Source organism: Caballeronia sp. LZ016 (assembly GCF_031450805.1).
Lineage (GTDB): Bacteria > Pseudomonadota > Gammaproteobacteria > Burkholderiales > Burkholderiaceae > Caballeronia.
Map to the genome: position 1 here is coordinate 2328373 of NZ_JARTVY010000001.1, position 21583 is coordinate 2349955.

The window sequence follows — 21583 nt, forward strand, 5'->3', positions numbered from 1 at the left end:
GGCATCACACGCTCATCGAAATACACCCCGAAGCCAACGCTTCGGAGTGCCATGACTCACGCGCCTTAACCCAGGAACCGCCGCGCATTCTGGAACACGCGCAGCCACGGGCTCGCATCCGTGGTCCAGTCCTCGGGCGTCCAGCTCATCTGCACATTGCGATGCACACGCTCCATATGGGGCATCAGCACCGTGAAGCGGCCATCGGGCGTCGTCACCGACGTGATGCCCTGCGGCGAGCCGTTCGGGTTGAACGGATAGCGTTCCGTCGCGTTCCCGCGATGATCGACATAGCGCATCGACACGAGCGCGCTCGCCGCATCGCCTTGTTGCGAGAAGTCTGCAAAGCCTTCCCCGTGCGCGACCGCCACCGGAATGCGCGAGCCTTCCATGCCGGCGAAGAAAATCGATGGCGAGTTCTGCACCTCGACGAGCGAGAAGCGCGCCTCGAACTGCTCGGACTTGTTGCGCGTGAACTTCGGCCACGCCTGCGCGCCCGGAATGATCGACGCGAGGCTCGACATCATCTGACAGCCATTGCAGATGCCGAGCGCGAAGGTGTCGGGACGGCCGAAGAACGCCTCGAACATATCCGCGAGACGCGGATTGAAGCGGATCGTCTTCGCCCAGCCCTCACCCGCGCCGAGCACGTCGCCATACGAGAAGCCGCCGCAAGCCACCGCGCCCGCGAAATCGGCGAGCGTCGCGCGGCCTTCGAGCAGATCGCTCATGTGAACGTCGTGCGCGTCGAAGCCGGCGCGATCGAACGCGTAAGCCGTCTCCAGATGCGAATTCACGCCCTGCTCGCGCAGGATCGCCACGCGCGGGCGCTTGTTCGTCGAGACGAAGGGCGCGGCTACGTCGTCCGCCGGATCGAAGGTCAGCACGGGCGACAGGCCCGGATCGTTCGCATCGAGGAGCGCGTCGTATTCGGCGTCGGCGCACGCAGGGTTGTCACGCAGACGCGCGATGCGCCAGCTCACTTCGCTCCACGCACGATGCAGCTCGACACGCGGTGCATCGTAGATTTTCTTGGCGTCGCGATAGATTTCGATCGCATCGCGCTCGTTCGGCTTGCCGATCACATGCGAACACGCCGACAGCCCATGCTCGCGCAGCGCGCCGAGCACCGCGTCACGATCCGATGCGCGCACCTGCACCACCGCGCCCAGTTCCTCGGCGAACAGCGCGCGCAGCGTGCGATCGTCGCGACGGCCGCTCGTCTGCTTCGCCCAGTCCTTCGCGTCGCCGTAATCGGATTCGTGGTTCGCGTCGAGCGTCAACATGTCCACGTTCAGCGACACGCCCACGTGACCCGCGAACGCCATTTCACAGACCGTCGCCCACAGGCCGCCGTCGGAGCGGTCGTGATAAGCGAGCAGCTTGCCGTCGGCGTTGAGCGCCTGAATCGCGGCGAAGAAGCGCTTCAGGTCTTCGGGATCGTCGACGTCAGGCGTCGTATCGCCGACTTGCTGCGTGACTTGCGCCAGGATGCTGCCGCCGAGGCGATTGCGCCCGCGTCCGAGATCGATGGCGATCAGCACGGTGTCCGTATCGGCGGCGAGTTGCGGCGTCAGATGGCGTCGCACGTCCTCGACCGGCGCGAACGCCGAGATGATGAGCGATACCGGCGACACCACTTCCTTTTGCGCGCCGCGCGCGTCCTGCCACTTCGTGCGCATCGACAGCGAATCCTTGCCGACCGGAATGCTGATGCCGAGCGCCGGACACAGGTCCATGCCGATCGCCTTCACCGTGTCATACAGCGCGGCGTCTTCCCCCGCGCTGCCGCAGGCGGCCATCCAGTTGGCCGACAGCTTCAGCTTGTTCAGCGATTCGATCGGCGCCGACGCGATGTTCGTCACCGCCTCGCCCACCGCCATGCGGCCGGAGGCCGGGGCGTCGATGACGGCGAGCGGCGTGCGCTCCGCCATCGTCATCGCTTCGCCACGGAAACCGGCGTAGTCCATCGTCGTGATCGCGCAATCGGCGACCGGCACCTGCCACGGACCGACGAACTGGTCGCGCGCCGTCGTGCCGCCCACGGAACGGTCCCCGATCGTGATCAGGAACGACTTGCTTGCCACGCTCGGATGCTTCAGCACATCGACGGCGACTTCGGACAGCAGCAGTCCGGTGACGTCGACGGGCTCGAAACTCGCCGCTTCGCGGTTCACGTCGCGATGCATCTTCGGCGGCTTGCCTAGCAGCACGTCCATCGGCATGTCGACGGGCGGCTGGCCCTCGTTCTCATCGTCGATCAGTTCGAGCTGGCGCTCGTCCGTCGCCACGCCGACGACCGCAACCGGGCAGCGCTCGCGATCGCAAATCGCCTCGAAGGCGGGGAGATCGGCCGGCGCGATCGCCAGCACGTAGCGCTCTTGCGCTTCGTTCGACCAGATTTCGCGCGGCGACAGGCCCGTTTCCTCGAGCTGAACCTTGCGCAGCTCGAAGCGCGCGCCCTTGCCCGCGCCATCGACGAGTTCGGGGAATGCATTGGAGATGCCGCCCGCGCCGACGTCGTGAATCGACAGGATCGGATTGCGCTCGCCCTGCTGCCAGCACGCGTTGATGACTTCCTGCGCGCGGCGCTGAATCTCCGGGTTGCCGCGCTGGACCGAATCGAAGTCGAGTTCGGCGGTGTTCGCGCCGGTCGCCATCGACGATGCCGCCCCGCCGCCCATGCCGATGCGCATGCCCGGCCCGCCGATCTGAATCAGCAGCGTGCCCGCGGGCAGGTCGTGCTTGTGCGTGTGCTGGTCCGAGATATTGCCGATGCCGCCCGCGATCATGATCGGCTTGTGATAGCCGCGCACGCGGCCCGCGACGTTCTGCTCGTAAGTGCGGAAGTAGCCGCCGAGATTCGGACGGCCGAATTCGTTGTTGAAAGCCGCAGCGCCGATCGGGCCGTCGATCATGATCTGCAACGGCGATGCGATGCGCTCCGGCCGGCCGTACGGCTCGTGCTGGTCGGCGGGATTGCGCGACGGCAGCGGCGTGGCGCTGTCGCGGGCGTTTTCCCACTTCTGGCGCGCGTCGGGCAGATCGAGGTTCGAGACCGTGAAGCCCGCAAGCCCGGCCTTCGGACGCGCGCCGCGTCCCGTCGCGCCTTCGTCGCGGATTTCGCCGCCGGAGCCCGTCGCCGCGCCCGCGAACGGCGAAATGGCCGTCGGGTGATTGTGCGTCTCGACCTTCATCAGCGTGTGCGTCAGTTCGACGTGGCGCTCGTAATGCTCGCTGTCGCCGCGCGGGAACCAGCGCTCTGCAATGCCGCCCTGCATGATCGCCGAGTTGTCGGAATACGCGACGATCGTTCCTTCGTGATTCAGCTTCTCGGTGTTGCGGATCATCTGGAACAGCGACATGTCCTGCTTTTCGCCGTCGATGGTCCATTCGCCGTTGAAAATCTTGTGGCGGCAATGCTCGCTGTTGGCCTGCGCGAACATCATCAGTTCGACGTCGGTCGGATTGCGCTTCAGCCCTTGAAACGCGTTCACCAGATAGTCGATCTCGTCTTCCGCCAGCGCGAGCCCGAGTTCCATGTTCGCGGCCTCGAGCGCCTTGCGGCCCGTGCCGATGATGTCGACCGTCTGCAGCGGCTTCGCGGGCAGTTCGTCGAACAGATGCAATGCCTGATCGCGCGACGCCGCGACGTTCTCGGTCATGCGGTCGTGCAGCGCGGCGGCCACTTTCGCGCGCGCTTCGTCCGACAGCGTCTTCTTGCCGCCGAGCAGCCCGCTTTTCATGACGACGGAGTATTCGACGCCGCGCTCGATACGCCGCACCTGCGTGAGGCCGCAATGATGGGCGATGTCGGTGGCCTTGCTCGCCCACGGCGACACCGTGCCGAAACGCGGCACGACCATGAACGTCTCGACGTGACCGCGCTCCTTCGGTTCCTCGAACGGGGCGCCGTAATGCATCAGCGCGTGGATGCGGTTCGTGTCCTCATCGGAGAGCGGCTCCGACGAGTTGACGAAATGCAGGAATTGCCCGCGCACGCCGACGATATTCGCATCGATCGTGACGAGCGTTTCGAGAAGACGGGTCTGACGGAAATCGGAGAGAGCCGAAGCGCCGGGGAAACACGAGAAGTGGGCCATTGTGACGATGCGTCGATGACGTCTGTGAGCCGCTCGACGGCACTCGGAGCGCCGAGTGTGCAAAGCGGCGTGAGGCGAAAGGAAGACCGCGATTATAACCCGGATGCGTCTCGAAATCGGACGGCCCCGGCGCGGACGGCCTGTCGCCTTCATGCTGCCGGCGCGGCGCGCTCATCGGCCTGTGTCCCGAAATAACCGCGCGCCCGGACGGCGTGCGTGGCGCGGCCCGCTCGGCGGTCCCCCGGCAGCGGTTTTGGCGCTATCATGGCGCGCTTTCCACGGGCGCGGCATGCCGCCGCGCTCGCCGTCCTGCCGTTAGAACACGCGGCTTCTCCGGCGCGCGATGCGTCGCTCCGGCCGTGCAATATCCCGCCTTCGGGCACGAAAAGTCATGGATGTCATCGTTATCGGCGGAGGAATCGCCGGCATCGCCACCGCCTATCAGTTGCACGCGGCCGGGCATCGCGTCTGCGTGATCGAGCGTCACGCGACCGTCGCCCAGGGCGCGACCTATGGCCAGGGCGGCGCGTTGCTGCCCTCGCCGCTCGACGTCTGGTTCGGCCCGACGTTCATGGCGTCGTCTCGCGCGAAACAAAGCGGCATGCTCGTCAAGACCGGCTTCGACGGCGCCGCGCGTGACTTCTTTCGACGGCTCGGCGGGCTGCGGGACCCGGAAGCGTTCGCGGCGCAATATGCGCTGCTTCAGCCGCTCGTCGCGTTGTCGCGGCGTTGCATCGACGAAATCGAATCGAAGCACGAGCTCGATTTCGAACAGCGCGTCGGGATGCTGCACGTCTTCCGTCATGCGACGGAACTGGAGGACGCGCAGCCGGCAATCGACCTGCTGAAAGCCGTCGGCGTGACGCACCGGTTGCTGACGCCCGAGGAATGCGTCGCGGCGGAGCCGTCCGTGCCCGACGATCCGCCCTTCGCCGGCGGCGTGCTGCTGCCCGACGAGCGCACGGGCAATTGCCCGCATTTCACGAAGCAACTCAAGCAGCTGCTCGAAGACAGCGGAGTGCAGTTCCGCATGAATCGCGATGTCGCGGCGGTGCGTCTGGAGGAGCGGCGCGCGGTGGTTGAATTGTCGGGCGAGAAGGACAACGGGAACCGCGCAGGCGAAGCCGAACTGATTTCGGCCGATGCGATCGTCGTCGCAGCCGGCGCCGATACGCCCGCATTGCTGAGCGGCTTCAGGTCGACGCCATCGCTCTATCCGGTACGCCTGCACACGCTGACCGCGCCCATCGCCTACGAGGAGCGCGCGCCGCATATGACGGTCGTCGATTCGGTGAAGCGCATCACGATGACGCGCGTGCACCAGCGCCTGCGTGTCGGCGGCGCGGGCGTCTTTCAGAGCTTCTCGAAAGCCGACAAGCCGCTCGACGCCGCCCTCGCCCGCCGCGCGCTCGGCGTGCTCGGCCAGGGCACGCACGACTGGATTCCCGGCGCGGCGCGCGTTTCGGCGGCACGCGCATGGGACGGCTTGCGCCTGCTGTCCGTGGACGGCCTGCCGGTCGTCGGCGCGACGCAGCATCCGCGCCTGTTCGTGAATGCGGCGCATGGTCCGGCCGGCTGGGGTCTCGCATGCGGCTCTGCTAAAGTGGTCGCGGATCTCGTCTCCGGTGTCACCCCCGGCATTCCCGCCGAAACGCGCGCGGCGCTCAGCATCGAACGCTTCTGACCCGCGCGGGGTGGCACGCAGGCTGCGAGCCGGATCGCCTTTCGCCGAACGTTCGATCACCTGCCCCGCGCCATCATGTCCGCTTCCTACTTCACGCCCGACGACGACGCCCTCGCGCTGCTCACGCTGAGCGAATTGCGTACGGTCGAGGCGCGCGCTTCGGCCGCGCTTGCGCCCCATACGCTGATGGCGCGTGCCGGCGAGGCCGCCGCCAACTATCTGCTCGACGCGCTCGCGCGCGATCCCGATACGCCTGCGCTTCCCGTCTGGCTCGCAGCCGGCCCCGGCAACAATGGCGGCGATGCGCTCGTCGTCGCAGAACGGCTGCATCGCGCGGGGGTTGCGGTGCGCGTCTGCATGCCGATCGAAGTCAAACCCGCCGACGCACGCTGGGCGCTCGACGCCGCACGCGCTGCAGGCGTGACGATCGAAAGCGTGCCGCCCGCCTCGTTTCACGGCGTCGGCTGGCTCGTCGACGGGATGTTCGGCATCGGCCTCACGCGCGCGCTCGATGGCGTCTTCGCGACCCTCGCCGCGCGCATGACACGTCGCGCGCGGGACTCGGGCCGCGTGCTCGCGCTCGATGTGCCGAGCGGTCTCGACAGCGACACCGGCGCGCCCGTCGGCGGCGGCGATGCGGTGCGCGCGAATGTCACGATGACGTTCATCGGCGCGAAGCCGGGGCTCTTCACCGCGCAGGGCCGCGATCTGTGCGGCACGCTGCATGTCGCGACGCTCGATGTCGAGCCGCTCGCGGAGCCGTCCGTCGTGCTGAACGCGACGTCGCTGTTTCGCGCGCATCTGCCGCCGCGCGACTACGCGACCAACAAGGGCACGTTCGGCACGCTCGCGGTCGTCGGCGGCGATACCGGCATGTGCGGCGCGCCGATCCTCGCCGCGCGCATGGCGCTCTATGGCGGCGCGGGCAAGGTCCACGTCGCGTTCCTCGGCGAAGGCGGCCCGCCCTACGATCCGCCGCACCCCGAACTCATGCTGCATCATGTCGACGGCTTCGCGCTCGACAGGATGGACGCGCTCGCCATCGGCTGCGGCATGGGCAAGAGCGATCGCGCGAAGAAGGTGCTCGCCGACGTGCTGAAACTCGACATGCCGAAGCTGCTCGATGCCGATGCGCTCAACCTCGTCGCCGAAGACGATGCGCTGGCCGCGGAAGTCGCCGCGCGCGGCCGGGCGGGCGACCCGTGCATCGTGACGCCGCATCCGCTCGAAGCCGCGCGTCTGCTGCGAACGGATGCCAGAAGCGTGCAGGCCGACCGCATCGCGGCGGCGCGCCAGCTTTCGGCGCGCTATGCCGCCGTCGCCGTGCTGAAAGGCTCGGGGACGGTGATCGCATCGCCGGACGGGCGCATCGCCGTGAATCCGACGGGCAACGCGGGACTCGCGACCGGCGGCACGGGCGACGTGCTCGGCGGCCTCATCGGCGCACTGCTCGCGCAGAAGCTGCCCCCGCACGAAGCGGCGCTCGCGGGCGTCTATCTGCATGGACTGGCGGCACAGACGCTGACCGAGGAAGGCGCGGGACCCGCCGGGCTGACCGCGGGCGAGCTCGCGCCGCAAGTGCGCAAGCTCATCAATCGCCGCTTCTATGCCGACAGCGTGTGACGCGTTGCAAGCATCCGGTCACGCATCGTCGCTATACTCCGTTGTGTTTTCTTTTGCTCCCTCGATTCGACAAGCGCGGCGGTGTCGGCTGCGATTGTCACTCACGACTATCGGACCGCTATGACGCTCAAATCGCTTCCCGCCTGGTCGGCGCTCCAATCCCATTACGATGCCATCGCAGGCGAGCGCCTGCGCGACTGGTTCGCGCCGCAGAACGACACCGCGCCGACGCGCGCCGAGCGCCTGACGTTCGAAGGCGGCGGACTCACGATCGATTTCTCGAAGAACCGCATCACCGACGCCACGCTCGAACTGTTGATCCAGCTGGCCGAGCAGGCCGGCGTCACGAAGCGCCGGGACGCGATGTTCAACGGCGACATCGTCAACATCACCGAAGAGCGCGCGGTGCTGCACACCGCATTGCGCGCGCAGTCGTCCGATGCGCCGTTCCATGAACAAGTGCAGGGCGAAAAGGCAAAGATGGCCGCGTTCGCCGGCAAGGTCCGCGACGGCTCGTGGACCGGCTATACCGGCAAGCGCATTCGGCATGTGGTGAACATCGGCATCGGCGGGTCCGATCTCGGGCCGAAGATGGTCGTGCATGCGCTGCATCATCTGGCGTCGAAGGAACTGGATACGCACTTCGTTTCCAACGTCGATGGCGCCGATCTCTATAACGTGCTTCAACAGATCGACGCGGAAGAGACGCTCGCGATCATCGTCTCGAAGACGTTCACCACGCTCGAAACAATGACCAACGCGCATTCGATGCGCGACTGGTTCATCCAGCAAGGCTGTCCGGAAGATCAACTGGCGAAGCACTTCGTCGGCGTATCGGCGAATCCGGCGGAAGTCGTCAAGTTCGGCATCGCGAAAGAAAACGTCTTCGAAATGTGGGACTGGGTCGGCGGGCGCTACTCGCTGTGGTCGGCGGTCGGATTGTCGATCATGCTGTCGGTCGGACCGGAGAATTTCAACGCGCTGCTCGAAGGCGCGGACCAGATGGACCGCCATTTCCGCGAAGCGCCGCTCGCCGAAAATCTGCCTGTGCTGATGGGCATGATCGGCATCTGGTATCGCAACTTCTTCGGCTCGCAAAGCGATCTGATCGCGCCTTATTCGCAGGCGCTGCACTATCTTCCGTCGTATCTGCAGCAACTTGAGATGGAAAGCAACGGCAAATCCGCGACGCTCGACGGCGGCATGGTCGATTACCCGACCGCCGCGGTCATCTGGGGCGAGCCGGGCACGAACGGCCAGCACGCGTTCTTCCAGATGCTGCATCAGGGGCCGACGATCATCCCGATCGACTTCATCGCCGTGCTCACGCCCGAGCATCCGCTCGTCGATCATCACGCGAAGCTGCTCGCGAACTGCTTTGCGCAAAGCGAGGCGCTGATGCTCGGCCGCACGCTCGAAGAAGCGAAGAAGGTTGCGGGTCCGGGCAAGGAGGCTCTCGCGACGCATCTGAGCTTCCCCGGCAACAGGCCGACGACGACCATCATGCTCGATGCGCTCACGCCGCAATCGCTCGGCGCGCTCATCGCGCTTTACGAGCACAAGGTGCTGGTGCAGGGAACGGTGTGGAACGTCAACTCGTTCGACCAGTGGGGCGTGGAGCTTGGCAAGATTCTCGGCAAGGTCGTCGAAGCGGATATCACTGCTGCGAGCGTCGATGCATCGAAGCACGATTCGTCGACCTCCGCGCTGATCGAACGCGCGCGCAAGGCGCTCAAGCGCTGAACGCCGATGGCGGCTCGGCTGCGGCTAGACGCTCAGGCCGTTGACGAGCCGCCCCGCTTCGATCGTCACCGTCGCGTCGCAGCGCTCGGCGAGTTCGGGATCGTGCGTGACGAGCACGAGCGTCGCGCCGTTGCGGCTGTTCATCTCGAACATCAGGTCGATGATCGCGTAGCCCGTGCCGGCGTCGAGACTGCCAGTGGGTTCGTCGGCGAACAGAACTGCCGGATGCGTGACGAAAGCGCGTGCCAGCGCGACGCGCTGCTGTTCGCCTCCGGAAAGCAGCTTCGGATAATGCCCGGTGCGCTGTGACAAACCCACTTGCTCGAGCAGCGACCGTGCGCGCTGCGCGATCTGATCGTGCGGCATCTCGGCGCGCAATTCGAGCGGCAGCATCACGTTCTCGAGTGCCGTCAGATGCGGCATCAGCTGGAACGACTGAAACACGAAGCCCACTGCGCCGCTTCGGAGCGCGGCGCGCTGATCTTCGTCGAGCGTGGTGAGTTCCTTGCCCAACAGTCGAACCGAGCCCTCGGTCGCGCTGTCCAACCCCGCGAGCAGGCCGAGCAATGTCGACTTGCCCGAGCCCGATGCGCCGACGATCGCCACGCTGCTGCCCTTCGCGATGGACAGGTCGATCTGGTCGAGAATCGTCAGCTCGCCCGTTGCGTCCTTCACCCGCTTGCTCAACCCCCGTACTTCGATGACCGGCTCGATATCGTTTTGCATGGACACCTTGAAAATTTACTGGAGCGCGCGTGCTTGCATCAGGGCGGCTATCGCGAGCGCGATGTTCGCGGCGGCGGCATCGTCGAGCGTGCAAGCTGCGCAAGTGCAAGCCGCGCAAGCGCCGCAGACGAAGCCTGCGATCGTCGTCCTGGGCGACAGCTTGTCCGCGGAATACGGCCTGCCGCGCGATACCGGCTGGGTCAATCTGCTGCGCGAGCGGCTGGCGAAAGAGCGCTTCGATTATAGCGTCGCCAATTCGAGCATCAGTGGCGACACCACGAGCGGCGGACGCGCGAGACTGACCGCCGTGCTGACGCGCATCAAGCCCGCGGTGGTGATCGTCGAGCTCGGCGCGAACGACGCGCTGCGCGGCGTGCCCCTCGCGACCACGGAGGCGAACCTTCGCGGCATCGTCGATGCGTCGCTCGCCGCGCACGCCAGAGTGCTGCTCATCGGCATGTACGTCCCGCCCAATTACGGCCCGGACTATTCGCAGAAGTTCCATGCAGTGTACGAGCGTATCGCGAAGGACAAGAAGGTATCGCTGGTGCCGTTTCTGCTCGCGGGCATCGAAGACAAGCCGACGATGTTCCAGCCCGACCAGATACACCCGACCGTCCAGGCCCAGCCTTTGCTATTGAACAACGTCTGGCCAACGTTGAAACCTTTGCTGGGCGCGGGTGCGTCGCAATAGCCGGACGCGAGCCGCGACAGCACTTCGACTAAACGCGAATAAGACGGCCACGATTCAGTTATCTGAGATCTTCGCGTCACTCACTTCAATATCACCGCTCAGTACGGAGCGAATCAACAAGGAGGTCACGTGAAATATTTCTCCCTGCTCGCATTGACCGTTGCGATCTCGGCTTGCGCCGCACAGCCGCCTGCAGGCGTGCAGCAAGTCGGCACGAGCCAGAAGACGCCGAAGGTGGTCGCGCAATGCATCGCCGAGAAGTGGGCGCAGAAGTCGCAGCAGCAGGTCATCTCGCAAGACACGCTCGCCAACGATCAGGCGCTCGACGTGTTCGTGCCGGGCCAGCAGCCGCCGAACGGCGCAGCGGCGGTGGTGCGTCCGTCATGGTCGGGTCCGGGCTCGTGGGTCGGCTTCCGCGCAGCGGGTGCGGCCGGCAGCGATACCACCGGCGATATTCAGGCTTGCCTGTAAGCGTCCGGGCGATCATCGGCGTTTGAATTCTGCGTCGCCGATAAAAAAGCCCCGCTTCTTTTCAGAAGCGGGGCTTTCTCTTTGTGCTTGCCGAGTGCCTTTGCGTCTCAGTTCGACGACGGCGCCGGCGCCTGGCTCAGCTTGACCTTCGAGCGCGCCTTGAGCGAGTCCATGTACGCCGTCATCTCGGCTTCGGCATAGCGCTCGGCAATCTGCTGCTGCGCGCCCGCAAGACGATCCGCCGCAACCGGCCCTGCCTTCTCGATGCCGTTCACGCGATAGATCGCATAGCCTTCCGCGCCGAGGTCGACGCCCACGTAAGCGGGCAGCTTCGACGCATCGGCCTTGAAGACCGCGCTCAGGGCCGCGGGCGGCAGACCCTGTGCATCGTTGCGCGACACGGTCATCGCCGACGTGAAGCCCTCGGTCGAGTTGGACTTCTGCAACGCGGCCAGCTTCGCCTCGCCTTCCTTGCGTGCCTGGGCGCTCGCCATATCAGCCACGACCTTGCCGCGCACCGCGTCCTTCACCGCGTCGAACGCGGGAACCGTGGACGCCTTGTAGTCGGTCACGCGCGCGGCGATCAGCGTACTGTTGCCGACATCGATGGCTTGCGTATTGTTGCGCTCCTTCACCGAATCCGGCGAGAACACGGCGGCGAGGAACTTCGCGTTATTGAGCGGGTTGTCCTGCGGCAGCTGCGGGTTCGGCTTCGGCGTCACCGTCGCGGTCTGGATGCTCAGCTTGTACTTGTCGGCGGCCGGCTGCAGCGACTTGGCCTTTTCATAGACAATGTCGTTCAGCCCGGTCGTCGCAGCGGAAAACGCGCTGGCCGCTTCTTGCGCGGCATAGTCCTTGGCGATCGAATCCTTCACTTCGTCGAACGGCTTGGTCGCGGCAGGCTTCACGTCCGTGGCCTGGATGATGTGATAGCCAAAGTCCGACTCGACGATGCCGCTCACCTCGCCCTTTTTCAGGCTGAACGCAGCGTCGTCGAACGCTTTGCCGCCCGCAATCTGACCGCGCGCGAAGTAGCCCAGATCGCCGCCCTTGCTCGCGGAGCCCGGATCGTCGGAATTCTTCTGCGCGACTTCCGCGAACTGGTCGGGATGCGCCTTCACCTGCGCGAGCAGCGACTCCGCCTTCTGCTTCGCCTTCGCCTTGTCGGCGGCGCTCGCATCCTTCGGCGCGTTCACGAGAATATGGCTCGCGCGCACCTGGCCCTCTGTGCGATACCGCTGGATGTTGTCGTCGTAGTACTTCTTGAGATCGGCGTCGCTCGGTTTCGATGCAGCAGCCAGCGTCGAGGGCGACAGCACGAGATATTGAATCGTGGCCGTCTCGGGCGTCGCGAAATCGTTGCGATGCGCGTCGTAATACGCGTGCAGCTGCGCGTCGGTCGGCTGCACTTTCGTGGCGAAATCGGCGGTGCGCAGCAGCAGGCCCTGAACGGCGCGGCGTTGTTCGGCGAGTTCCGTCAGGTTCTGCGCAAGCGCCTTCGACGTGAACGAAGTCTGCTGGATGCTCGCCGGAATCTGCTGATTGGCGATCGTGTAGCGCATGCGCTCGTCGTACTGCGCGGGCGTCATGCCCTGCATGGCGAGCAGTTGCTTGTAGCGGTCGACGTCGATGGTGCCGTCCGGCTTGCGCAGCGACGCGATACCGGGATCGGCCAGCAGCGCGCGCCGCACCGCGTCGTCCGATGCGGTCAGATGCAGACGCTGCGTCTCGTCCGACAGCGTGCGTTGTTGCACGAGGCTGTCGACCATCGCGCTGCGCGTCTCGGGCGTATCGAACATCTTGGGGTCGAACTGCGCGCCGAGCATCGAGCGGGCGCGCTCGACCTGCTGCCTGAAGGCGCTGTCGTATTCGGCGCGCGTGATCTTGTGACCGTTCACACTGGCGACGTATGCGCTTTCGTCGAAGAAGGTGTTGAAGCCCTGAATCCCGACGATGCCCAGCCCGGGCACGATGAGGAGGGTCAGCAAGGCCATCGCCAGGCGCTGGTGACTACGGAAGAATTCGAGCATGCTTACCGCTGCGTGATTAGACAAAACGCCCGATATTACAACAGTGGGACGGGAAAAGGCGAAAGGCGGGGATGATTTGCGTGCGTGTGCCATCGCACGGCGTCGTTGTCGTGCACTTCCGGCCATTATGAGAAGAACAACGGCCGCCTCGTCGCTGCGCACTGACCGTTAGGACGTTTAACGATACGGACGCAAAACAAAAATCCCGCAGGCCGCGCAGCCTGCGGGATTTTCGATTGATTCTGGCGGAGCGGACGGGACTCGAACCCGCGACCCCCGGCGTGACAGGCCGGTATTCTAACCAACTGAACTACCGCTCCAGTTCGACGCGCGCCGAAACGATGAATGGGAAACTGGTGGGTGCTGAGAGGCTCGAACTCCCGACCTACGCCTTGTAAGGGCGCCGCTCTACCAACTGAGCTAAGCACCCGTTTCGCCATTCCTTCGGCTTGCGTTCGCTGGCACGGCCCGGTTTGAAGTTCCGTATCCAGCGAGTCCGCTAGTTTAGCGCATCATTTCCGCGTTTGCCAGTGTGAAGTTGGGAATTCTTGCCGTTGCGGAACGGACGAAGCGCAAAAGAAAAACCCGCGGACGATGTCCGCGGGTTCGACCATCAGTGCTTCGACGTGATGTCAGTGCTTCACGACATCGCCCGCTGCGGGCTGGTCCTTCTTCGATTCAGCCGCGACCGGCGTTGCCTTGGCTTCCTCTTCGGGCAGCGCCTCGGGCAGACGCTCCAGCGCGAGCTCCAGCACACGGTCGATCCACCGTACCGGCACGATCTCGATGGCGTTCTTCACGTTGTCGGGGATGTCGGCCAGATCCTTCGTGTTCTCCTCGGGGATCAGCACGAGCTTGATGCCGCCGCGATGCGCCGCCAGCAGCTTCTCCTTCAACCCGCCGATCGGCAGCACTTCGCCGCGCAGCGTGATTTCGCCCGTCATCGCGACATCCGCGCGCACCGGAATGCCCGTCAGCACGGAGACCAGCGCCGTGGTCATCGCGATACCGGCGGACGGACCGTCCTTCGGCGTCGCGCCTTCTGGCACGTGGATGTGAATGTCCTTCTTCTCGAAGGACTCATCCGTGATGCCGAGACGACGCGAACGCGACCGCACCACCGAGCGCGCTGCTTCGACCGATTCCTTCATCACGTCGCCGAGCGAACCCGTGCGGATCACGCCGCCCTTGCCCGGCATCACCGCAGCTTCGATCGTCAGCAGATCGCCGCCGACTTCCGTCCACGCGAGACCCGTCACCTGGCCGATCTGGTTTTCCTTCGCGGCCAGACCGAAGTCGTACTTGCGCACGCCGAGGAACGTGTCGAGATTGGAACCGTCGACCTTCACGGCGCCGTCCGCCTTCTTCAGCAGCAGCATCTTCACGACCTTGCGGCAAATCTTCGACACTTCACGCTCGAGCGAACGCACGCCCGCTTCACGCGTGTAGTAACGGATGATGTCGCGGATGGCTTGTTCCGTAACGTCGATCTCGCCTTCCTTCAGGCCGTTGTTGCGCTTCTGCTTCGGCAGCAGATAACGCTGCGCGATGCTGACCTTCTCGTCTTCCGTGTAACCCGACAGGCGGATGACTTCCATCCGGTCGAGCAGCGGCGGCGGAATGTTCAGCGAGTTCGACGTCGCGACGAACATCACGTCCGACAGGTCGAAGTCCACTTCGATGTAGTGGTCCGCGAACGTGTGGTTCTGTTCCGGATCGAGCACTTCGAGCAGCGCGGAGGCCGGATCGCCGCGGAAATCCATGCCCATCTTGTCGACTTCGTCGAGCAGGAAGAGCGGATTGCGCACGCCGACCTTGGCCAGGCTTTGTAAAATCTTGCCCGGCATGGAGCCGATATACGTGCGGCGGTGGCCGCGGATTTCCGACTCGTCATGCACGCCGCCGAGCGCCATGCGCACGAACTTGCGATTCGTCGCGCGAGCGATCGACTGCCCGAGCGAGGTCTTGCCGACGCCCGGAGGCCCGACGAGGCACAGGATCGGCGCCTTCACCTTCTCCACGCGTTGCTGAACCGCGAGGTACTCGAGAATGCGTTCCTTGACCTTCTCCAGACCGAAGTGGTCTTCGTCGAGCACGCGCTCGGCGTTGGAGAGATCGTTGTTGACCTTGCTCTTCTTGCGCCACGGCAAGCCAATCAGCGTGTCGATGTAATTGCGCACGACGGTCGCTTCGGCCGACATCGGCGACATGAGCTTCAGCTTCTTGAGCTCGGCGTCGGCCTTCTTCTTGGCTTCCTTCGGCATGCGCGCGGCAGTGATGCGCTTCTCGAGTTCCTCGAGATCCGCGCCCTCTTCGCCTTCGCCCAGTTCCTTCTGGATGGCCTTGACCTGTTCGTTCAGGTAGTACTCGCGCTGGCTCTTTTCCATCTGGCGCTTCACGCGACCGCGGATGCGCTTTTCGACCTGGAGGATGTCGATTTCGGCTTCGAGTTGCGCGAGCAGGTGCTCGAGACGCTCGACGACCGGGAACATCTCGAGGATGTGCTGCTTCTGGTCGAGCTTGAGCGGCAGGTGCGCGGCGATGGTATCCGCGAGACGACCCGCTTCGTCGATCCCCGACAGCGACGTCAGGATCTCCGGCGGAATCTTCTTGTTGAGCTTCACGTACTGGTCGAACTGCGACACGATCGCGCGGCGCAGCGCTTCCGTTTCGGCGCTGTCGGCGTGGTCCGGTTCGAGCGGCATCACATCGCAGGAAAACTGTGTTTCCTGTTCTTCGATGGACAGCGTCTTCGCGCGCTGCAAGCCTTCGACGAGCACCTTCACGGTGCCGTCCGGCAGCTTCAGCATTTGCAGGATGTTGGCGACACATCCCACTTCGTACATGTCTTTTTCGGTCGGCTCGTCTTTCGCGGCGGTCTTCTGGGCGACGAGCATGATGTGCTTGCCGCCTTCCATCGCGGCTTCGAGCGCCTTGATCGACTTGGGCCGCCCAACGAAGAGCGGAATCACCATGTGCGGGAAGACGACTACGTCGCGCAGCGGGAGCAGCGGCAGCGTAATGCGTTCCTGCGGGAGGAGTTGGGTTCCTGACATTTCATTTCCCCATGAATGGAATCGGTTCGTTCGTAAGTAAGGCCGTTAAGAGCTATTGCAAGCCTTTATCGGAAGTGAAAAGTCGGTAGTCCAAGATCGTCAGCAAACGTCCACAAGATAAACCGAAAAAATAAACAAAGGCCGTTCACGTCGCCATGAACGGCCTCTCGCCGACACACAGCCCTGGTTAATTCGATCCTGCTACTTTCGGCGCGTCTTCATAGATGAGCAGCGGCTTGCCGTCGCCATCGATGGTGTTGTCATCGACGATTACCTTCGATACGCCCTTCATCGTCGGCAGTTCGTACATGACATCGAGCAACGCCTGTTCCAGAATCGAACGCAGTCCGCGCGCGCCGGTCTTGCGGCGAATCGCCTTTTGCGCAATCGCCTGCAGCGCAGCCGGGCGAATCTCCAGTTCCACGCGCTCCATTGCGAAGAGCTTGTGATACTGCTTCACCAGCGCGTTCTTCGGCTCGATCAGGATCTTGACGAGCGCGGCTTCATCCAGCTTGCCGAGCGTCGCCACGACGGGCAGACGGCCGATCAACTCCGGAATGAGGCCGAACTTGATCAGGTCTTCCGGCTCGACTTCGCGCAGCACTTCGCCCGCGTCGCGATCCTGCTTGCTCTTCACGCTCGCGCCGAAACCGATGCCGGTCTTTTCCGTGCGGTCCGTGATCACCTTCTCCAGCCCGTCGAATGCGCCGCCGCAAATGAACAGGATGTTGGTGGTATCGACCTGGATGAAGTCTTGGTTCGGATGCTTGCGCCCGCCTTGCGGCGGCACCGAAGCCATCGTGCCTTCGACCAGCTTCAGAAGCGCCTGCTGCACGCCTTCGCCCGACACGTCCCGTGTAATCGACGGGTTGTCCGACTTGCGGCTGATCTTGTCGATTTCATCGATATAGACGATGCCGCGCTGCGCCTTGTCGACTTCGTAGTTGCAGTTCTGCAGCAGCTTCTGAATGATGTTCTCGACGTCCTCGCCGACATAACCCGCTTCGGTCAGCGTGGTGGCGTCCGCGATGACGAACGGCACGTTCAGCATGCGCGCGAGCGTCTGCGCGAGCAGCGTCTTGCCCGAGCCGGTCGGCCCGATCAGCAGGATGTTGCTCTTCGACAGCTCGATGTCGTCCTTCTTGTCGAGATGCTTGAGCCGCTTGTAGTGGTTGTATACGGCCACCGCGAGAATCTTCTTCGCGCGTTCCTGGCCGATCACGTACTGATTCAGGATATCGCTGATTTCCTGCGGGCTCGGCAGGTCGGACTTCGAAAGCCCGGCCTCTTCCGCCGCGCCAGCCGCCTCATCGCGAATGATCTCGTTGCACAGGTCGATACATTCATCGCAGATGAATACCGACGGCCCAGCGATGAGTTTTTTCACCTCATGCTGGCTCTTTCCGCAAAACGAGCAATACAGCAGCTTTTCGCTGCTGGAACCTTTCTTGTCCGCCATAGATGTGTACGCCTCCGGACACTCTTGTTACATGATACGCCCTTCGATCCGGCCACGCAGATCAGCCCGCGCGGCCCGGTCGAAGCGCGTTTTGGCGTTGCGCCGCATCCGCCGTCCGAATTCGGCCGGTCCTGGCTGGCAGGCCCGGTGCGGCGCCGCTCCGGACGCCTTCAGGGACGCTTGTGCAGCACCTGGTCGACGATGCCGTAGGCTTGCGCGTCGTCGCCGGACATGAAGTTGTCGCGATCCGTGTCGCGCGCGATGCGCTCGACCGGCTGACCCGTGTGATGCGACAGCAACTGGTTCAGACGCTCCTTCAGATACAGAATTTCCCGCGCCTGAATCTCGATGTCCGACGCCTGGCCGCGCGCGCCGCCCAGCGGCTGGTGGATCATCACGCGGGCGTTGGGCAGCGCCACGCGCTTGCCCTTCGCACCCGACGCCAGCAGGAACGCGCCCATGCTCGCAGCAAGCCCCATGCAGAGCGTGGAGACGTCCGGCTTCACGAACTGCATCGTGTCGTAGATGGCCATGCCGGCCGAGACGGAGCCGCCAGGGCTGTTGATGTACAGGCTGATGTCCTTGTCCGGATTCTCGCTCTCGAGAAACAGCAGCTGCGCCACGACCAGGTTCGCCGACTGGTCATTGACTTCGCCGACGAGGAACACCACGCGCTCTTTCAGGAGGCGCGAGTAGATGTCATAGGCACGCTCGCCGCGGCCGCTCGTTTCCACGACCATCGGAACGAGGCCGAGCGCCTGGGCTTCGAAGTCCCGCGGAGCATGGGACGCCAGCGTGTCGAGCAATTCAGCGCGAAAGGTCATGCAATTTCCTTGTTCGGAATAGGGATACTGAACGACGAAGGGACAGCCATTCGAACGGCATTGGCACGTTCGAACTTTAATGCAAAAAAGGCGTGCGGGCCGCCATCGACGACACCGCACGCCCCTTGGCCGTTCGCGTCAGGCTTGCGCCGTTGCGCTGGCCAGTTCCTCGAAGCTGACTTCCTTGTCGGTCACCTTGGCCTTGCCGAGCACGAATTCGACGACGTTGCTTTCCACGACGTACGCTTCCATTTCGGCGAGGCGCTGCTGGTTCGAATAATACCAGCGGACGACTTCCTTCGGGTCTTCGTAGCTTTTCGCGAACTCGTCGACTTCAGCGCGGATCTGCTCGGGCTTTGCCTGCAAATCGTTGGCCTTCACGAGTTCGGCGAGAACGAGGCCCAGCTTCACGCGGCGCTCTGCCTGCTCGGCGAACATTTCAGCCGGGATCGGGGCGTCCGCGGCGTTCGGCACGCCACGTTGCTGAAGATCCTGACGCGCCATTTCGACGAGACGCTGCTGGTCCTGCTCGACGAGCGCCTTCGGCACGTCCAGCTCCGAAATCTTGAGCAGCGCGTCCATCACCTGGTTCTTCACGATCTGCTGCGTGCGGCGCTTGGCTTCACGCTCCAGGTTGTCCTTGATTTCGGCGCGCATCTTCGTCAGATCGCCGTCCTCGATGCCGAGCGACTTCGCGAAGTCCGCGTCCACTTCCGGCAGATGGGGCCATTCGATCTTTTTCACAGTGATGGTGAACTGCGCCGTCTTGCCGGCGACGTCCTTGCCGTGATAGTCGTCCGGGAACTTGAGGTCGAATTCGCGCGACTCGCCGACCTTCAGGCCCGTCGCCGCTTGTTCGAACTCCGGCAGCATGCGGCCTTCGCCCAGCACGAACGCGAAGTCCTGCGCACTGCCGCCTTCGAATTCGACGCCGTCCAGCTTGCCGACGAAGTCCAGCGTGATGCGGTCGCCGTCCTTGGCCGCCGTGTCCGCGCCGCCGTCGCCGTGCTCGCCGCCTTCGCCGCGTGCATGGAAATGAACGCGCTGCTTGCGCAGGATGTCGAGCGTGCGGTCGACTTCCGCTTCGGAGATGGTCGTCACGGTGCGCTCGATTTCAGCGGTCGCGACGTCGCCCAGCTTGACTTCGGGATAGACCTCGAAGGTCGCGTCGAAGGCGTAGGCGTCCGTATCGGTATCGGCAGCGGCTTCGCCCTTCGGCGCAAAGCTCGGCTGGCCCGCGACGCGCAGGTTCTCGGCGCGCGTGACATCGAAGAACTCCTTGCCGACCTTGTCGCTCAGCACTTCGGCCTCGACCTGGCCGCCATACTGCTGCGTGACCATCTTGAGCGGCACCTTGCCCGGGCGGAAACCCGGCATGCGCACGTTCTTGGCCAACTGGCGGATGCGCGAATCCACTTCCTTCTGCACCGATTCTTTCGGCAGGGAAATGGTCAGGCGGCGTTCGAGCTTGCCGAGGTTTTCAACTACGTTAGCCATGGCTTCAATCGTCCTAGAGTAAATCGATGTTCGGTGTTCGGTTCTTCCGCGGTTCTAAAGGCGCGGGTCCGTTGAAACCGCCGGCGCTCATCTCTTCGAGGACCGGCGTTCATGGAGCGCATGAAACACGAAACGCGCCTTCAGCAAACGCCCGGACCGTCGCCGAGCGAGTCAGCCAACAGAGCCAGCCATTCTAGCAAACAAATCGGACGGCCTTCGGCTGCCCGAACGGACATGCTCCGTTTCACGCTGTTTGGCCGTTTTTGAGGCCGTGTTCTGGCGAAAATCCGCGATTTCACCGCACACACGCCGCCGCACGATGCCCGCTATGAGGCGCCGGCTATTTTGCTGCGCGCGGCGCGCTGATAAGCTTGGCCGCGCAGTTCCCTCGCGACAGCCGCGTGCATTGCCGCCGTGAATCGCCGGCATGCCGGAAGCGCATAAGTGAGGCATTGCCGCGACATTTCAATCGTCCTTTCCTATCAGAATATCGAGACACCATGCCTAACGTCACGCCAGCCGCGCCCGCTCCGGTCGTCGTCATCGCTCCGGATTCGTTCAAGGGATCGCTTTCCGCCGAAGGCGTCGCCAATGCCATCGCGGACGGCATCAAACGCGCACGGCCGGACGCGGAACTCCGCATTCGTCCAATGGCCGACGGCGGCGAAGGCACGCTCGACGCGATGCTCGCGGCAGGCGGCGAACGGCGCATGCTGAACGTGCGCGGCGCGGCGGCCGCGCGGCGCGATGCGGCGACCGGGCTGCTCGCCGATGGCAGCGCGATCATCGAGACAGCGGAAGTGGTCGGCATCACCGATCCCGACGGCATGGTCGTCCCGGTCACCGAGCGCAGCACGCTCGGCATGGGCGAGGCGATCCGCGCCCTGCTCGACTCGGGCGCGCGCCGCTTCTTCGTCGCGCTCGGCGGCAGCAGCACGAACGATGGCGGCGCGGGCCTGCTCGTCGGCCTCGGGCTCAAACTCTTCGATGCGGACGGTCGGGAATTGCAGCCGGCGCCCTCGTCGCTGGCGAAAGTCGCCCGTGTCGATGCGTCCGGGCTCGACCCGCGCCTGAAAGAGGCCGAGTTCGTCGGCATGTCGGATGTCGATAACCCGCTCACCGGCGAGCACGGCGCAACCGCCGTTTTCGGGCCGCAGAAAGGCGTGACGCCCGATCAGATCGCGACAATCGATGCTGCCCTCGCCCATTTCGCCGACAGGCTCGAGCCGGCAATGGGCTTCGTCAGGCGCAACGAGCCGGGCGCGGGCGCGGCGGGCGGGCTCGGCTTCGCGCTCCACATGCTCGGCGCGCGCTTCGAGACCGGGGCGGAAGTCGTGGCCCGCGAGATCGGTCTCGACGACGCGCTCGCCGGCGCCAACTGGCTCATCACCGGCGAAGGCCGCTCCGACGTGCAGACGCTGCACGGAAAAGCGCCGTTCATCGCCTGCAAGCATGCGCGGGCGGCGGGCGTGACGGCCTCGCTGCTGTCGGGCGCGGTCGATTCGGCGGCGCTGCCGCGTCTGTCGCAGTTCTTCAGCGGATGCTTCTCCCCCGCGCCCGGCCCGATCACGCTCGATGTCGCGATCCGCGACGCCGCCCGCTTGCTCGCGAACGAAGCGGAGCAGCTCACGCGCTTGCGATTCGGCGCCGTCTGAGCACTGCGCTGCCGACGC

The 21583-nt window shown here is 64.6% G+C and carries 13 protein-coding genes and 2 tRNA genes; 6 read left to right on the forward strand and 9 right to left on the reverse strand.

Annotated elements, in window-relative coordinates:
* Positions 1-65: 65 nt before the first annotated feature.
* On the reverse strand, positions 66-4103 hold the full coding sequence (gene purL / locus P9220_RS11065) for a phosphoribosylformylglycinamidine synthase (RefSeq protein WP_309764884.1): 4038 nt from the start codon (positions 4101-4103) through the stop codon (positions 66-68).
* 343 nt (positions 4104-4446) lie between these two features.
* On the opposite strand from purL, the gene P9220_RS11070 reads away from it, so the two are divergent.
* The 3 genes from P9220_RS11070 (at position 4447) to pgi (ending at position 9153) form a co-directional block, all read left to right on the forward strand.
* The gene (locus P9220_RS11070) at positions 4447-5787 is read left to right on the forward strand and encodes an FAD-dependent oxidoreductase (RefSeq protein ID WP_309764885.1); all 1341 of its coding nucleotides are present in this window, start codon (positions 4447-4449) and stop codon (positions 5785-5787) included.
* 75 nt (positions 5788-5862) lie between these two features.
* Positions 5863-7410: an NAD(P)H-hydrate dehydratase gene (locus tag P9220_RS11075; RefSeq protein WP_309764886.1), complete on the forward strand. Its 1548-nt coding sequence runs from the start codon at positions 5863-5865 to the stop codon at positions 7408-7410.
* A 120-nt stretch (positions 7411-7530) separates the two neighbouring features.
* A complete protein-coding gene (gene pgi / locus P9220_RS11080; protein ID WP_309764887.1) occupies positions 7531-9153 on the forward strand; it encodes a glucose-6-phosphate isomerase in 1623 nt (540 codons plus the stop codon).
* Between the two features lie 24 nt (positions 9154-9177).
* Here pgi and P9220_RS11085 read toward each other — a convergent pair whose 3' ends face one another.
* A complete protein-coding gene (locus tag P9220_RS11085; protein WP_309764888.1) occupies positions 9178-9879 on the reverse strand; it encodes an ABC transporter ATP-binding protein in 702 nt (233 codons plus the stop codon).
* Here P9220_RS11085 and P9220_RS11090 point away from each other — a divergent pair.
* Complete coding sequence (locus P9220_RS11090; protein WP_309764889.1) at positions 9878-10573, forward strand: arylesterase; 696 nt, start codon at positions 9878-9880, stop codon at positions 10571-10573. The genes P9220_RS11085 and P9220_RS11090 overlap by 2 nt on opposite strands.
* A 129-nt stretch (positions 10574-10702) precedes the next feature.
* Positions 10703-11044 carry a hypothetical protein gene (locus tag P9220_RS11095; RefSeq protein ID WP_309764890.1) on the forward strand — a complete coding sequence of 114 codons (342 nt, stop codon included), beginning with the start codon at positions 10703-10705 and terminating at the stop codon, positions 11042-11044.
* A 107-nt stretch (positions 11045-11151) separates the two neighbouring features.
* Here P9220_RS11095 and P9220_RS11100 read toward each other — a convergent pair whose 3' ends face one another.
* From P9220_RS11100 to tig, 7 genes are all read right to left on the reverse strand, one after another.
* The gene (locus P9220_RS11100; protein ID WP_309764891.1) at positions 11152-13074 is read right to left on the reverse strand and encodes a SurA N-terminal domain-containing protein; all 1923 of its coding nucleotides are present in this window, start codon (positions 13072-13074) and stop codon (positions 11152-11154) included.
* Between the two features lie 243 nt (positions 13075-13317).
* Positions 13318-13394, reverse strand: a tRNA-Asp gene (locus P9220_RS11105).
* Between the two features lie 34 nt (positions 13395-13428).
* Positions 13429-13504 (reverse strand) — tRNA-Val (locus P9220_RS11110).
* A gap of 202 nt (positions 13505-13706) precedes the next feature.
* Positions 13707-16130: an endopeptidase La gene (lon, locus tag P9220_RS11115; RefSeq protein ID WP_309764892.1), complete on the reverse strand. Its 2424-nt coding sequence runs from the start codon at positions 16128-16130 to the stop codon at positions 13707-13709.
* Positions 16131-16317: 187 nt separating this feature from the next.
* Complete coding sequence (gene clpX / locus P9220_RS11120) at positions 16318-17589, reverse strand: ATP-dependent Clp protease ATP-binding subunit ClpX (RefSeq protein ID WP_309764893.1); 1272 nt, start codon at positions 17587-17589, stop codon at positions 16318-16320.
* 170 nt (positions 17590-17759) lie between these two features.
* The gene (gene clpP, locus P9220_RS11125) at positions 17760-18413 is read right to left on the reverse strand and encodes an ATP-dependent Clp endopeptidase proteolytic subunit ClpP (protein ID WP_014191278.1); all 654 of its coding nucleotides are present in this window, start codon (positions 18411-18413) and stop codon (positions 17760-17762) included.
* Positions 18414-18551: 138 nt separating this feature from the next.
* Entirely contained in the window at positions 18552-19910 is a 1359-nt protein-coding gene (gene tig / locus P9220_RS11130) for a trigger factor (protein WP_309764894.1), read from the reverse strand.
* A 500-nt stretch (positions 19911-20410) separates the two neighbouring features.
* Between tig and P9220_RS11135 the strand changes: the two genes are divergently transcribed.
* Complete coding sequence (locus tag P9220_RS11135; protein WP_309764895.1) at positions 20411-21565, forward strand: glycerate kinase; 1155 nt, start codon at positions 20411-20413, stop codon at positions 21563-21565.
* The last annotated feature ends 18 nt before the right edge of the window (positions 21566-21583 follow it).

What these genes read in the sequence shown, in the direction of transcription:
- purL (WP_309764884.1), bottom strand. Translation starts at nt 4,103, where the DNA reads ATGGCCCACTTCTCGTGTTTCCCCGGCGCTTCGGCTCTCTCCGATTTC.
- P9220_RS11070 (WP_309764885.1), top strand. Translation starts at nt 4,447, where the DNA reads ATGCGTCGCTCCGGCCGTGCAATATCCCGCCTTCGGGCACGAAAAGTC.
- P9220_RS11075 (WP_309764886.1), top strand. Translation starts at nt 5,863, where the DNA reads ATGTCCGCTTCCTACTTCACGCCCGACGACGACGCCCTCGCGCTGCTC.
- pgi (WP_309764887.1), top strand. Translation starts at nt 7,531, where the DNA reads ATGACGCTCAAATCGCTTCCCGCCTGGTCGGCGCTCCAATCCCATTAC.
- P9220_RS11090 (WP_309764889.1), top strand. Translation starts at nt 9,878, where the DNA reads ATGGACACCTTGAAAATTTACTGGAGCGCGCGTGCTTGCATCAGGGCG.
- P9220_RS11085 (WP_309764888.1), bottom strand. Translation starts at nt 9,879, where the DNA reads ATGCAAAACGATATCGAGCCGGTCATCGAAGTACGGGGGTTGAGCAAG.
- P9220_RS11100 (WP_309764891.1), bottom strand. Translation starts at nt 13,074, where the DNA reads ATGCTCGAATTCTTCCGTAGTCACCAGCGCCTGGCGATGGCCTTGCTG.
- lon (WP_309764892.1), bottom strand. Translation starts at nt 16,130, where the DNA reads ATGTCAGGAACCCAACTCCTCCCGCAGGAACGCATTACGCTGCCGCTG.
- clpX (WP_309764893.1), bottom strand. Translation starts at nt 17,589, where the DNA reads ATGGCGGACAAGAAAGGTTCCAGCAGCGAAAAGCTGCTGTATTGCTCG.
- clpP (WP_014191278.1), bottom strand. Translation starts at nt 18,413, where the DNA reads ATGACCTTTCGCGCTGAATTGCTCGACACGCTGGCGTCCCATGCTCCG.
- tig (WP_309764894.1), bottom strand. Translation starts at nt 19,910, where the DNA reads ATGGCTAACGTAGTTGAAAACCTCGGCAAGCTCGAACGCCGCCTGACC.
- P9220_RS11135 (WP_309764895.1), top strand. Translation starts at nt 20,411, where the DNA reads ATGCCTAACGTCACGCCAGCCGCGCCCGCTCCGGTCGTCGTCATCGCT.